Below are 14,730 nucleotides of genomic sequence, written 5' to 3'. Positions count from 1 at the left end.
TACGATGAGTCGGTGCAGCACGACGGTGAACACCCCACACCCGACCCCACGCCGGTCGCCGGCCACGAGACGACCCTCGCGGCGCTCATCCGGCAGCGTGCCGAGCAGACCCCGGACCACGTCTACCTCGAGGACGCCCGCTCCGACCGGACGCTGACGTACGGCGGTCTCGACGCTGCCGTCACCGCGTGGTCCCGGACCTTCGACGCGATCGGTGTCCCGGCCTCCGGCGGTGTCCTGGTCGACGTGGGGGACCCGATCGCTTTCGCCGTCGTGCACCTCACCGCGATCGCCTCCGGGCGGCGCTCCGTGCCGGTCGACACCGGGCAGCCGCCCTCGGAACCCGCACGGCTCGCGGCGCTCCTCGGCGGCGCATCGATGGTCGTGTCGGACCGTGCGCCAGCCGGAACAGCCGGAACAGCCGGAACGGCCGGGACCGCCGGGGCCCCTGGCGTCGACCGTGCCGGCGCGACCGTCCCCGGACCGCCCGCGGCCGGCGTCGACCCAGCCACGGGCCTCCCGGTCGGGGTCCGCGACGGCGACGTCCCGGACGCGCCCACCGACGGCCCCGGCGAGGGCTCTGTCGTGCTCTTCACCTCCGGGTCCACCGGGACGCCGAAGGGCGTCGAGCTGCCGGAGTCGCAGCTCCGGTTCGTGGCGCAGGCGATCGCCCGGCACAACGGGCTGACCGCCGAGGACCGGGGCTTCAACTCGCTGCCGCTGTTCCACGTCAACGCCGAGGTGGTGGGCCTCGTCGCCACGCTCGTGGCCGGGGCGACGCTGGTGCTCGACCGCCGGTTCCGCCGGACCGGGTTCTGGGAACTGCTCACGGCCCGCCGGGTGACCTGGCTGAACGCCGTGCCGGCGGTCCTGGCGGTCCTGGCGAAGACCGGACCGCTGCAGCCGCCGGCGTCGCTGCGGTTCGTCCGGAGCGCCTCCGCCCCGCTGCCGGACCCGGTGCGCGCCGCCCTCGGGGACCTGCCGCTCGTGGTGAGCTGGGGCATGACCGAGGGTGCCAGCCAGATCACCGCGACGCCCCTCGACGCACCGGCCCGACCGGGCAGCGTCGGACTGCCCGTCGGCTCCGAGGTCCAGGTGCGTGGCGAGGACGGCGCCCTCCTGCCGGCCGGCGAGATCGGTGCCCTCTGGGTGCGTGGTCCGGGCATCGTCCGCTCGTACCTGGGCGGCCGGGCGGCGGACCGGTTCGACGCCGACGGCTGGCTGTCCACCGGCGACCTCGGGTCCGTCGCCGACGACGGCTGGGTGTCGCTCGCCGGGCGGTCCGACGACGTCATCAACCGCGGCGGTGAGAAGGTCTACCCGTCCGAGGTCGAGGACGTCCTGCTCCGCGATCCCCGCGTGCTCGAAGCGGTCGTGGTGGGTCGGCCGGACGAGGTGCTCGGTGCCGTTCCGGTGGCGTACGTCATCCCGCAGGCGGACGCCGACATCGACGGGCTCGTCGCCGACCTGACCGCCCTGGCCGAGTCCGCCCTGACCCGGTTCCGTCGTCCGGCCGAGATCTCCGTCGTCCCCGACCTGCCGCGGGCACCGACCGGCAAGGTGCAGCGTGCCCGCGTCCGAGCGATGACCGAGTCCCGGTGAGCGCCGCCACCGACACGCCCGGCGTGCAGACCCCGACCCGCACGGCGTCCGGCAAGCCCCGGCACCTGTACGAGGTCGACGTCCTCCGCATCCTCACGTTCGCGTGCGTCATCGGCGTGCACACCACGAGCCACACCATCGCCGCCGACGACGTCCCGCTGAACGCCCTGCTCGGGCTGCTGCACTTCACCCGGCTGGTGTTCTTCTCGCTCACGGCGTTCGTGCTCGTCTACAGCTGGTCACTCCGACCGCGCCCGCTCACGCAGTTCTGGCCGCGCCGGTTCCTGCTCGTCGGCGTGCCCTACCTGGCGTGGTCGTTCGTGTACGTCGCCGCGTCCTGGCTGGCCAGCTCGTCGACCCGGGGAGACGTGCCGGCGCTGGTCACGACCGCCGCCGAGGGGATCGTCACCGGGACGTCCTGGTACCACCTCTACTTCCTGCTCGTGACGATGCAGGTGTACCTGCTGCTGCCGGTGATCATCTGGCTGGTCCGGGTCACCCGGCGGCACCACGTCACGGTGCTGGTCGTCGCGTTCCTGCTGCAGCTCGCCGTGTTCGCCGCCTACAAGTACTGGCCGCACTCGATCGACTGGCTGCACGGGTACCAGAAGCAGTTCTTCTTCTCGTACGTGTTCTTCATCGTCTCCGGGGCGGTGGCCGCAGACCACGCGGACCCGTTCCTCCGCTTCATCCGCGAGCACCGCCGCGCCGTCCTCTGGGCCTTCGCGGGCACCGGGGCGCTCACGCTCGGCGTGTGGTGGCTGCAGGTCGGCCTCGGCCAGTCGCTGTACGCCGCCGGCACCCCGCTGCAGCCCGTGCAGGTGCTCTGGAGCACCGCCGTCTTCGTCGGGTTCCTGGCGATCGGTGCGGCCTGGGCGGACCGCCGCCGGGCCGGCTCCGCCCTGGCGCGGGTCGTCGACTACGGCTCGGACCGGTCGTTCGGCATCTTCCTCAGCCACCCGTTCATGATCTGGGTCCTGCTGTACGGCGACAGCTGGCTCGAGTCGGCGGTGCCGAAGCCGTGGCTGACGCTCGTCACGTACGTGCTCGTGCTCGTGCTGTCGGTCGCGGTGACGGAGGCGTTCCGCTGGACGCCGCTCAGCGTGCCGCTGACCGGTCGGCCGTCGCGGGCGCGGCGGGTGCGCGCCTGACGACGGTCGGTGCGGACCGACGTGGGGCGCGCCTCCCGGACTGGAGGCCCGCCCCGCGTCGGACGGATCGGTGACCGCCGGACGCTACTGCGTGGCGTCGCGCTCGACCGCGGGGACGCCCACCTCGAGCACGCCGTCGGTCACGGTGAGGCGCTGCGGCTTCATCACCCACGCGACCACCGCGGCACCCGCGAGCAGCGCGCACGAGATCCCGAACGGCAGCTGCCACCCGGAGGCGTCGATGAGGACGCCGAACACGATGGGGGAGACGACACCGGCGACGCCGAACCCGGTGTTCATGAACCCGGACGCCGTGCCGGACCACTGCGGGGCGACGTCCATCGGGATCGCCCACAGGTTCGCGTTGCAGAGCTCGAGGAAGAAGAACGACAGGGCGAGTGACACGGTCGCGACGGTCAGGCTCTGCCCGACGACGACGAGCGGGAGCAGGCAGACCAGCGACCCACCGAGCCCGATCACCAGGACCAGGCGTCGTGCGTGCCGCGGGTCGCCACCGCGGTGGATGATCCGGTCGCTGAGCAGCCCGCCGACCGTGTCGCCGACGACCCCGGCCAGGAGGACGGCGGTCGTGAACCAGGCGAAGGCGCTGATCTCGAGGTCGTACTGGTCGCTGAGGAACGTCGGGATCCACGTGAGGAACACCCAGAGGGTCCACCCGTACCCGAAGTCGACGAAGGACACCGGCAGGACCTGCCTCGCCAGGGCGCGCCACGGCACCGGCGGGCGGGTGGCGCGGGTCTCGACTGGTGGCAGTTCGGCGAGTTCGGCCTTCGTGATCCCGCGGGCGTCCTCGGGGCGGTCGCGGAACAGGACGAACCAGGTGATGCCCCAGGCCACGGAGAGCACGGCGGTGGCGAAGAACGCCAGGCGCCAGCCGCTGATCGCGATGAAGTAGGCGACGACGAGCGGTGCGAGGGCGTTGCCGAGCCGCGCGGCGGAGTGGACCACACCCTGTGCGAAGCCGTTGCGGTCGCGGGGGATCCAGCGGCTCATCGCCTGGGTGGCGGACGGGAACGCCGCGGCCTCGCTGAGGCCGAGCAGCAGCCGCGCCGCGAAGAGCGTCCAGAAGCCCGTGGCCAGTCCGGTCCAGAGCGTCGCGACACCCCAGACGACGGTGATGACGAACAGTGCGCGGCGCGGGCCGAAGCGTTCGCTGATGGTGCCGCCGAACACCTGCAGCAGGGCGTACGGCAGTGCGAACGCCGAGACGATGAACCCGGCGTCGGTGTCGCTGAGGCCGAACTCGTCGGTGATGTAGGGGAGGGCGGTCGAGATGTTCGTACGGTCGATGTACGAGATGGCGTACATGCAGCAGAGGACCAGGAGCACCCGCCCGCGGATGCGTCCGCGGAACGGGGTGCCCGTCGCTCGTGCTGCAGCGGGGGCCGTGGTCATGGGGCCTCTTCGGTCGGGTTGCTGAACGGCTCGGAGGCTACGACCGGTGCCGATCAGGTGTCTCTGCGTCCGCTATCGGGTGACAGTACGCCGAGGGCGAGCAGAGCACTCCGATGTCAGCGGCCGCGCCTACTGTTGGCTCCATGGGAGTTGCCGTAGAGCCCACGCGTGCCATCCGACCGTTCGAGGTCATCAGCGAGTACATGCCGAGTGGGGACCAGCCCGCGGCCATCGCCGAACTCGCCGGGCGCATCAACGCGGGTGAGACCGACGTCGTGCTGCTCGGTGCGACCGGTACCGGCAAGTCGGCGACCACCGCGTGGCTGATCGAACAGGTGCAGCGGCCGACGCTGGTGCTCGCGCACAACAAGACGCTGGCGGCGCAGCTCGCCAACGAGTTCCGCGGCCTGATGCCGAACAACGCCATCGAGTACTTCGTCTCGTACTACGACTACTACCAGCCCGAGGCCTACGTCCCGCAGACGGACACCTTCATCGAGAAGGACTCGTCCGTCAACGCCGAGGTCGAGCGTCTGCGGCACTCGACGACGAACTCCCTGCTCAGCCGCCGTGACACCGTCGTGGTGTCGACCGTGTCCTGCATCTACGGCCTCGGCACGCCCGAGCAGTACATGAACGCCTCGGTCGCGCTGCACATCGGGCAGAACATCTCCCGCGACCAGCTCGTGCGGAAGTTCGTCAGCATGCAGTACCAGCGCAACGACGTCGACTTCGCCCGCGGCACCTTCCGGGTCCGCGGCGACACGCTCGAGATCATCCCGATGTACGAAGAGCACGCGATCCGCATCGAGATGTTCGGTGACGAGATCGAAGCGCTGTCCTCGCTGCACCCGCTGACCGGCAACGTCATCGACGACCTGCCCGCCGTCTCGATCTTCCCGGCGTCCCACTACGTCGCGGACACCGACGTCATGCACCGGGCGATCACCTCGATCAAGCACGAGCTGGCCGAGCGGCTCGCCGAGCTCGAGGGCCAGGGCAAGCTGCTCGAGGCCCAGCGGCTCCGGATGCGCACCACCTTCGACATCGAGATGATGGAGCAGATCGGGTTCTGCTCGGGCATCGAGAACTACTCCCGCCACATGGAGGGCCGCGGCCCCGGCGAAGCCCCGCACTGCCTCATCGACTACTTCCCGGAGGACTTCCTCCTGGTCATCGACGAGTCGCACGTCACGGTGCCGCAGATCGGTGCGATGTACGAGGGCGACGCCTCCCGGAAGCGCACCCTGGTGGAGCACGGCTTCCGGCTGCCGAGCGCGATGGACAACCGCCCGCTGAAGTGGGAGGAGTTCCTCGACCGCGTCGGGCAGAAGGTCTTCCTGTCGGCGACGCCCGGCAAGTACGAGCTCGGCATCACGGACAGCGTCGTCGAGCAGATCATCCGCCCGACGGGCCTCATCGACCCCGAGATCATCATCAAGCCGAGCGACGGCCAGATCGACGACCTGCTCGAGGAGATCAAGCAGCGCTCCGAGAAGAACGAGCGCGTGCTCGTCACCACACTGACCAAGCGCATGGCCGAAGAGCTCACCGACTTCCTCGGCAACGCCGGGGTCCGGGTGCGCTACCTGCACTCGGACGTCGACACCCTGAAGCGCGTGGAGCTGCTCACCGAGCTGCGCCAGGGCGTCTACGACGTGCTCATCGGCATCAACCTGCTGCGTGAGGGCCTCGACCTGCCGGAGGTCTCGCTCGTCGCGATCCTCGACGCCGACAAGGAAGGCTTCCTCCGGTCGTCGACCTCGCTCATCCAGACGATCGGTCGTGCCGCGCGCAACGTGTCGGGTCAGGTCTTGATGTACGCCGACAAGATGACCGACTCCATGAAGCAGGCCATCGAGGAGACCGATCGCCGCCGCGAGAAGCAGGTGGCGTACAACCTCGAGCACGGCATCGACCCGCAGCCGCTGCGCAAGAAGATCGCCGACATCACCGAGGTCCTCAACCGCGAGAGCGACGACACCCGCGAGCTCCTCGAGCGCCGCGGGGGCGGTGTCCGTGACGGCCGCCGCGCACCGACGCCGTCGCTCCGCCGCGAGGGCATCGCCGGCGAGGGCGCGACGCAGCTCGAGGCCACGATCGCCGACCTCAACGACCAGATGCTGCAGGCGGCGGCCGAACTGAAGTTCGAGCTCGCGGCCCGACTGCGTGACGAGGTGCAGGACCTGAAGAAGGCCCTGCGGCAGATGGAGTCGGCCGGCCATGTGGTCTGACCCCGGCACCGGCACCGGTGCCGGTCGGCGGACCGTCGTCGTCACGGGCGCCAGCGCCGGTCTCGGGTACCAGGCCGCCCAGCAGCTCGCCGCAGCCGGGCACCGGGTGGTCCTGGCGACCCGCAACCCCGAGAAGGCCGTGGCAGCCGAGCGCCGCATCCGCTCCGCGGTCCCCGACGCGGTGCTCGAGCACGTCCACCTCGACCTGGCCGACCTCGACTCGGTCCGTGCGGCGGCCGACACCCTGGCCACGATGGGGCCCGTGCACGCCGTCCTCAACAACGCCGGGGTGGTCGGGTCGCGCGAGCGGCAGTCCACCGCGCAGGGCCACGAGCTGCAGATCGGCACGAACCACCTCGGCCACTTCGCCTGGACCGGCCTGGTGCTGCCGATGCTGCAGGCCACCGGTGGGCGGATCGTCCACCTCGGCTCGATCTCCCACCGCTGGGCGACCCTCGATCGCCACGACCCGCTCGGCGCGGGGTACTACAACGGCTACCGGCAGTACGCGCGGAGCAAGCTCGCGGTGATGCTGTTCGGGTTCGAGCTCGCCCAGCGTCTGGCGGACGCCGGGTCCGCGGTGTCGAGCGTCGTCGCGCACCCGGGGCTCGCGCTCGACTCGCTGACCCAGGCGGCGGGAGCGCAGTCGCGTCCCCAGCCATCGCGCTCCGAGCGGTCGCAATCCGAACCGTCGCGGTCCGACCCGTCGTGGATCGGGCCCGGTCAGCGGTTGATCGCACAGGGGAAGGACGCCGGCGCGGTCCCGCTCGTGCACGCCTCGGTCGCCGACGACGTCCGCTCCGGCGAGTACTGGGGGCCGGACGGCTGGTTCCAGCTCCGCGGACGCGCAACGGTGGTGCCGGCGGAACCGCGGGCGCACGACCGGCTCGAGGCGGCGCGGCTCTGGACCGCCAGCGAGCGTGCCTCCGGCGTCACGTTCGCTCTGGACGCACTCGACTGAGCCGACTCGGCGGGCGTTTGTCGGACCGGCTTCGTAGAATCGTCTGCGATGACCATCACCTCTGACCGCGGAACCGCCACGTCCGGCCCGGACGACTTCGACGAGCCGTCGGACCTGCACCTGCCCGGCGGGACGGCCCCGCACGACACGTCGACGCTCAGCGTCCGTGGCGCGCGCGTCCACAACCTCCGGGACGTCGACCTCGAGATCCCACGTGACTCGCTCGTCGTGTTCACCGGGCTGTCCGGCTCGGGCAAGTCCTCGCTGGCGTTCGACACGATCTTCGCCGAGGGCCAGCGGCGCTACGTCGAGTCCCTGTCGGCGTACGCCCGGCAGTTCCTCGGCCAGGTCGACCGCCCCGACGTCGACTTCATCGAGGGCCTGTCGCCGGCGGTGTCGATCGACCAGAAGTCGACGAACCGCAACCCGCGGTCCACGGTGGGCACCATCACCGAGGTCTACGACTACATGCGTCTGCTCTGGGCGCGCATCGGCATCCCGCACTGCCCCGTCTGCGGTGAAGTGATCAGCAAGCAGAGCGTGCAGCAGATCGCCGACCAGCTGATGACGCAGGAGAGCGGCACCCGCTTCCAGGTGCTCGCGCCGATCGTGTCGAAGAAGAAGGGCGAGTTCGTCGACCTCTTCCAGGAGCTCGCGGCCTCCGGCTACTCGCGCGCCATCGTCGACGGTGAGCGGATCCAGCTGAGCAGCCCGCCGACGCTGAAGAAGCAGGTCAAGCACGACATCTCCGTCATCGTCGACCGCCTGGTCGCCAGCGACGACATCCTGGGACGACTGACCGACTCGCTCGAGACGGCCCTGCGCCTGACGGACGGCACCGTGGCGATCGACCTCGTGGACCACGAGGGGCCCGGCGCGGTCCGGACGTACTCCGAGAACCTGTCCTGCCCGAACAACCACCCGCTGGCCCTGACCGAGATCGAGCCGCGGACGTTCTCGTTCAACGCCCCGTTCGGCGCCTGCCCGGAGTGCTCCGGTCTCGGTACCCGGATGTCGGTCGACCCGGACCTGGTGCTCGGTGACCCCGAGGCCTCGCTGAAGGACGGCGTGCTGCTGCCCTGGACCGGTACCAGCGGCCTGTACTCGTACTTCGAGAAGCTGCTCGCCGGTCTCGGCAAGGAGCTCGGCTTCCGGATGGACACCCCGTGGAGCCAGCTGCCCGCGTCGGTGCAGGCCGCGATCCTGACCGGCAAGGACTTCGAGGTCTCGGTGTCCTGGCGGAACCGCTTCGGCCGCGAGATGCGGTACACGAGCGGGTTCGAGGGTGTCATGCCCTACATCGAGCGCAAGTTCGCCGAGGCCGAGACCGACTCGCAGCGACAGCGCTTCCAGGGCTACCTGCGTGAGGTCCCCTGCCCGGTCTGCGACGGCACGCGCCTGAAGCCCGAGGTGCTCGGTGTGACCGTGGACGGTCGCAGCATCGCCGACGTCACGAGCATGGCCCTGGACGAGGCCTACGCGTTCATGGCGGACATCGCCCTGACCAAGCGCGAGGCGCACATCGCCGCGGCCGTCCTGCGCGAGATCCGGGCCCGTCTCGAGTTCCTGCTCGAGGTCGGCCTCAACTACCTGACCCTGGCGCGTGGCGCCGGTGGGCTCTCCGGCGGTGAAGCGCAGCGCATCCGTCTGGCGACGCAGATCGGCTCCGGCCTGACCGGGGTGCTCTACGTCCTCGACGAACCGAGCATCGGTCTGCACCAGCGCGACAACCGCCGCCTGATCGACACCCTGGTCAAGCTCAAGGAACTCGGCAACACGCTCATCGTCGTCGAGCACGACGAGGACACCATCCGCACCGCCGACTGGGTCGTCGACATCGGACCCGGTGCCGGCGTCAACGGCGGCAAGGTCGTGCACTCCGGTTCGTACGCCGACATGATCGAGAACCGCGAGTCGATCACGGGCGACTACCTGGCTGGTCGCCGCTCGATCGAGATGCCGTCCGAGCGCCGCAAGGTGAACCGCAAGCGGGTCATCACCGTGCAGGGTGCCCGGGCGAACAACCTCAAGGACGTGGACGTCGACTTCCCGCTCGGCGTGTTCACGGCGGTCACCGGCGTCAGCGGCTCCGGCAAGTCCACCCTGGTCAACGACATCCTCTACAAGGTGCTCGCCAACCAGCTCAACGGTGCCCGGCACATCGCCGGCAAGCACACGCGGGTGAAGGGCCTGGACCAGCTCGACAAGGTCGTGCACGTCGACCAGGCACCGATCGGCCGCACCCCGCGCTCGAACCCGGCGACCTACACCGGCGTCTTCGACCGCATCCGGCAGCTCTTCGCCGAGACGCAAGAGGCGAAGACCCGCGGCTACCAGCCCGGTCGCTTCAGCTTCAACGTCAAGGGCGGTCGCTGCGAGAACTGCTCCGGTGACGGCACGATCAAGATCGAGATGAACTTCCTGCCCGACGTCTACGTCGCGTGCGAGGTCTGCGGTGGTGCCCGGTACAACCGCGAGACGCTGCAGGTGCACTACAAGGGCAAGAGCATCTCCGAGGTCCTGGACATGCCGATCAGCGAGGCGGCCGAGTTCTTCGAGCCGATCTCCGCGATCCACCGCTACATGGCGACCCTGGTCGACGTCGGCCTGGGCTACGTCCGACTCGGGCAGAGCGCGACGACCCTGTCGGGTGGCGAGGCGCAGCGCGTCAAGCTCGCGACCGAGCTGCAGCGTCGCTCGAACGGCCGCACCGTGTACGTGCTCGACGAGCCGACCACGGGTCTGCACTTCGAGGACGTCCGGAAGCTCCTCCTCGTGCTGCAGTCGCTGGTCGACAAGGGCAACACCGTCATCACGATCGAGCACAACCTCGACGTCATCAAGTCCGCCGACTGGGTCATCGACATGGGTCCCGAGGGTGGTTCCGGTGGTGGCACGGTGCTCGCGACCGGCACGCCGGAGCACGTCGCCGACGTCCCGGAGAGCCACACCGGTGTCTTCCTCCGCGAGATCCTCGAGGCGCAGGACGCCCGCGTGGGCAAGCAGCGGTCGGTCGGTGCACGGCGAGCAGGTGCAGAGAAGGCAGGGGCTCGCTAGGTGGCCGACACCGTCTCCTGGCGGCCGAAGGCGGGGGAGATCCCGACCGACCCGGGCGTCTACCGATGGCGTGACGGCAACGGTCGGGTGCTCTACGTCGGCAAGGCGAAGAACCTCCGGGCCCGCCTGAGCAACTACTTCGCACCGCTGCCGACCCTGCACGAACGCACCCGGCGGATGGTCCTGACGGCGAAGAGCGTCGAGTGGACCACCGTCGGGTCCGAGATCGAAGCGCTGCAGCTCGAGTACACGTGGATCAAGGAGTTCGATCCGCCGTTCAACGTCAAGTTCCGGGACGACAAGTCCTACCCGTACATGGCGATCACGATGGCGGACGAGGCACCCCGGGTGATGGTGACCCGGAACCGGAAGATCAAGGGCGCCAAGTACTTCGGCCCGTACCCGAAGATCTGGGCGGTGCACGACACGATCGACCTGATGATCAAGGTCTTCCCGATCCGCACCTGCTCGGAGTCCTCGTACAAGCGGGCCATGCAGACCGGCAAGCCCTGCTTCCCCGGGCAGATCGGCAAGTGCGGCGGTCCCTGCTCGCAGCGCGTGACCATCGAGGAGCACCGCGCGCTCGTCGAGGAGTTCGTCCGCTTCATGGGCAGCTACGACCGCCGCGTCATCACCCAGCTCCGGCAGCGGATGGCAGCGTCGGCGGACGCCATGCAGTACGAGCAGGCCGCGCGCTTCCGTGACCAGGTCGAGGCGCTCGAAGCGGTCCTCGAGAAGTCCGCCGTGGTGCTCAAGGACTCGGTCGACCTCGACCTGTTCGGCATCGCCGAGGACGAGCTCGCCGCGGCCGTGCAGCTGTTCTCGGTCCGGGGCGGGCGCATCCGTGGTGTCCGCGGCTGGGTCGTCGACAAGGAGCTCGACATCAGCACGGGCGACCTCGTCGAGCAGATCGTGCAGGGCGTCTACGCCGACGACGGGCTGTCGACCGGTGCCGACGGCGCACTGCTCATGCAGGCGAGCGCCGACCCGACGCCGGGTGTGGCGAACGACGGACCGCCGCGAGAGGTCGTGGTGCCGGTGCTGCCGGACGACGCCGACGCCCTCCAGCAGTGGCTCAGCGACCGCCGTGGGGGCCGTGGCACGAAGCTCAGCACCGCGCAGCGTGGGGACCGAGCGGGCTTGGCCCGGACCGCGTCGCAGAACGCCCAGCAGGCGCTGATGCTCTACAAGACCAAGCGCTCGGCCGACTACACGACCCGGGCGGCGGCCCTGGCGGACATCCAGGAGGCACTGGGCATGTCCGAGGCTCCGCTGCGGATGGAGTGCTACGACATCTCGCACCTGCAGGGCACGAACGTCGTCGCGTCGATGGTCGTGTTCGAGGACGGCCTGCCGCGCAAGGACCAGTACCGCCGCTACACGATCGCCGAGACCACCGACGACACCGACAGCATGTACCAGGTGCTCACGCGCCGCCTGGCCCGGCTCGACGAAGACGCGGCCGTGCCGGACGTCCCGGACGTCACGGCCGACGGCGTGGTCGAGGGCACGAAGCCCTCGAAGCGGTTCGCGTACCGCCCGCAGCTGCTCGTCGTCGACGGTGGGCAACCGCAGGTCGCGGCGGCGAAGCGGGCCCTCGACGAAGCCGGGGTCCGCGACATCGCCCTGGTCGGCATCGCGAAGCGGCTGGAAGAGCTGTGGCTGCCGGACGACGACTTCCCGGTGATCCTGCCGCGCAACTCCGAGGCGCTGTTCCTCATCCAACGCCTCCGCGACGAGGCACACCGGTTCGCGATCACGCACCAGCGCACCCGGCGGAAGCGCGACGTCCGCTCGCAGCTGTCCGAGATCCCCGGACTCGGGCCGAACCGGGTCTCGGCGCTGCTCAAGCACTTCGGTTCCGTCGCCCGGCTCCGGCAGGCGACGGCAGAGGAGGTCGCCGAGGTCCCCGGCGTCGGACCGGCGACCGCGGCCGCGGTGGTCCGGAAGCTCACGACCGTGCCCGTCAGTGCCCCCGAGTCGGCCAGCGCACCCGAACCGGCCAGTGCTCCCGAACCGGCCAGTGTTCCGGAACTGGCCAGCGCGTCGGCACCGTCCAGCGCGCCACAGCCGGGAGGCCCGGTGCGCGTCCCCGAGACGACCCCGGACGGTCCGCACCGGCCTGCGTGACCCCGGCACGGGCCTCCCGGTCGGACGGTAGCCTGGACGCGGACCCAGGGCGGACAGCCCGAGGGTCCGCGGGCCCACCCATGCCGAGCGCTCCGCGCCCGGCTCCGACGGGCGACCCGCCCGGCCACACCACGATGGAGCCCCTTCGCAGATGACCGACACCACCTCGCAGCAACAGCACGACGTCCTGATCGTGACGGGCATGTCCGGTGCGGGGCGGTCGACGGTCGGCAAGGCGCTCGAGGACCTCGGCTGGTACGTCGTCGACAACCTGCCGACGCAGATGCTCGGGCCGCTCACCGACCTGGCGGACCGCGCGGGGGAGTCGATCCCGAAGATCGCGACGGTCGTCGACGTCCGCGGTGGGCGGTTCTTCACCGACCCGGAGCGCGCCGTGCAGTCCCTGCGCGAGAGCACGAGCGCCCGGGTCCGGGTGCTGTTCCTCGAGGCCACCGACCAGGTCCTGGTGCGGCGGTTCGAGCAGGTCCGTCGCCCACACCCGCTGCAGGGCGAGGACACGCTGCTCGACGGCATCGCCCGGGAACGCACCCGGTTGCTCGGGCTGCGCGAGGCGTCCGACCTGATCATCGACACCTCCGACCTGAACATCCACCAGCTGGCGAACGCCGTCACCGAGCGGTTCGCCGAGGACCGGTTCGTCGGGGTCCAGGTGACGCTGATGAGCTTCGGGTTCAAGTACGGACTGCCCACCGACGCCGACATGGTGGCCGACGTGCGGTTCATCCCGAACCCCTACTGGGTGCCGGAACTCCGGGCGCACACGGGCCTCGACAAGCCCGTCTCGGACTACGTCATGGAGCAGTCCGGGGCCCGTCCGTTCGTCGACCGCTACGCCTCCGTCCTGGAGCCGGTCTTCGAGGGGTACCAGCGCGAGAACAAAAGACACGCTACGATCGCCATCGGCTGTACCGGCGGCAAGCACCGTTCGGTCGCCATCGTCGCCGAGTTGGCGAACCTGCTCCGCGGGATGCCCAACGTCGCCGTGCGTGTGAAGAACCGAGATCTCGGCCGGGAGTGACCGTCCCACCGGCCGCCTCCACACGCGTGCGCCCCGGGACCGCAGAGCCCCACCCCGAAGAACGTAAGGAATGATGCCGTGCCGTTGACTGCCGAGGTGAAGGACGAGCTGGCCAGGGTCGTCGTCAACCGGAACACGGTCCGCGCCGCCGAACTCGCGACCGTCCTGCGCTTCGCCGGGGGCCTGCACGTCATCTCCGGCCGCATCGCGGTCGAGGTCGAGCTCGACACCCGGATCATCGTGCACCGCGTCCGCAAGGACCTCGCCGAGCTCTACGGCGTCCGCAGCGAGGCCTCCGTCGGGTCCACCGCGTCCTCGCGTCGCGGGACCCGCTACCTCGTGCGTGTGCTCGAGGCCGGCGAGACGCTCGCCCGCCAGACCGGCCTGATGGACGCCCGACGCCGACCGGTGCGGGGCCTCCCCAACCGGCTGACCACCGGCAACCGCGAGGACCTCGCAGCCATCTGGCGCGGTGCGTTCCTGGCGTCCGGCACCCTGACCGACCCGGGCCGTGCCGCGGCACTCGAGGTCACGTGCCCCGGCAACGAGGCCGCGATGGCCCTCGTCGGAGCAGCGTCGCGCCTCGGCATCGCCGCGAAGGGCCGCGAGGTCCGCGGCGTGCACCGCGTCGTGATCCGCGACGGTGAGGCGATCGGTCAGATGCTCACCGCGATGGGCGCCGCCCGCACGACCGCCGACTGGGAGGAGATGCGCCAGCGCCGCGAGGTCCGTGCCACCGCCAACCGCCTGGTGAACTTCGACGACGCGAACCTCCGTCGTTCCGCGCAGGCCGCCGTCGCCGCGTGTGCCCGGGTCGAACGTGCCCTGGAGATCCTCGGCGACGAGGTCCCCGACCACCTGCAGTACGCCGGGGCCCTGCGCCTGGAGCACCGCGACGCCTCGCTCGACGAGCTCGGCCAGCACGCGGACCCGCCCATGACGAAGGACGCGATCGCCGGACGCATCCGCCGCCTGCTCGCGATGGCCGACAAGCGCGCCAGCGACCTCGGCATCCCCGGGACCGAGGCCAGCGTGCCGGAAGAGCTCGAGGGCGCCTGAGTACAGCGGCGGCCGCACCCTGCGCCGGTCTCACCCTCCGCCGGGCAGCTCGCTGACCGGCCGCCGGACCCCCGTGGTCGC

Annotated in this window: 9 protein-coding genes; 8 read left to right on the top strand and 1 reads right to left on the bottom strand. The window is 70.6% G+C overall.

Annotated elements, in window-relative coordinates:
• The first annotated feature begins 12 nt into the window (after positions 1-12).
• Positions 13-1,602: a class I adenylate-forming enzyme family protein gene (locus tag DEI97_RS09425; protein WP_111073550.1), complete on the top strand. Its 1,590-nt coding sequence runs from the start codon at positions 13-15 to the stop codon at positions 1,600-1,602.
• Positions 1,599-2,753 carry an acyltransferase gene (locus DEI97_RS09420; RefSeq protein WP_111073549.1) on the top strand — a complete coding sequence of 385 codons (1,155 nt, stop codon included), beginning with the start codon at positions 1,599-1,601 and terminating at the stop codon, positions 2,751-2,753. Before DEI97_RS09425 ends, DEI97_RS09420 begins: the two co-directional genes overlap by 4 nt.
• Positions 2,754-2,837: 84 nt before the next feature.
• On the opposite strand, the gene DEI97_RS09415 is transcribed toward DEI97_RS09420, so the two are convergent.
• Positions 2,838-4,169, bottom strand: coding sequence for an MFS transporter (locus DEI97_RS09415; RefSeq protein ID WP_111073548.1), 1,332 nt, complete (start codon positions 4,167-4,169; stop codon positions 2,838-2,840).
• A gap of 143 nt (positions 4,170-4,312) precedes the next feature.
• Here DEI97_RS09415 and uvrB point away from each other — a divergent pair, with 143 nt between their 5' ends.
• From uvrB to whiA, 6 genes are all read left to right on the top strand, one after another.
• Entirely contained in the window at positions 4,313-6,403 is a 2,091-nt protein-coding gene (gene uvrB / locus DEI97_RS09410) for an excinuclease ABC subunit UvrB (RefSeq protein ID WP_111073547.1), read from the top strand.
• Positions 6,393-7,364, top strand: coding sequence for an SDR family NAD(P)-dependent oxidoreductase (locus DEI97_RS09405; RefSeq protein ID WP_111073546.1), 972 nt, complete (start codon positions 6,393-6,395; stop codon positions 7,362-7,364). The genes uvrB and DEI97_RS09405 overlap by 11 nt, the downstream gene beginning before the upstream one ends.
• Before the next feature lie 48 nt (positions 7,365-7,412).
• Positions 7,413-10,421: an excinuclease ABC subunit UvrA gene (gene uvrA, locus DEI97_RS09400; RefSeq protein ID WP_253463200.1), complete on the top strand. Its 3,009-nt coding sequence runs from the start codon at positions 7,413-7,415 to the stop codon at positions 10,419-10,421.
• On the top strand, positions 10,422-12,551 hold the full coding sequence (gene uvrC / locus DEI97_RS09395; RefSeq protein ID WP_111073545.1) for an excinuclease ABC subunit UvrC: 2,130 nt from the start codon (positions 10,422-10,424) through the stop codon (positions 12,549-12,551).
• Positions 12,552-12,702: 151 nt separating this feature from the next.
• Positions 12,703-13,590 carry an RNase adapter RapZ gene (gene rapZ / locus DEI97_RS09390; protein WP_111073544.1) on the top strand — a complete coding sequence of 296 codons (888 nt, stop codon included), beginning with the start codon at positions 12,703-12,705 and terminating at the stop codon, positions 13,588-13,590.
• Positions 13,591-13,668: 78 nt separating this feature from the next.
• Positions 13,669-14,649 (top strand): DNA-binding protein WhiA, encoded by a 981-nt coding sequence (whiA, locus tag DEI97_RS09385; protein WP_110902223.1) that lies wholly within the window; start codon positions 13,669-13,671, stop codon positions 14,647-14,649.
• Positions 14,650-14,730 lie beyond the last annotated feature (81 nt).

Origin of the sequence: Curtobacterium sp. MCLR17_032 (genome assembly GCF_003234795.2) — a bacterium.
Classification (GTDB): domain Bacteria; phylum Actinomycetota; class Actinomycetes; order Actinomycetales; family Microbacteriaceae; genus Curtobacterium.
This window is presented reverse-complemented; position numbering and strand designations above follow the sequence as displayed.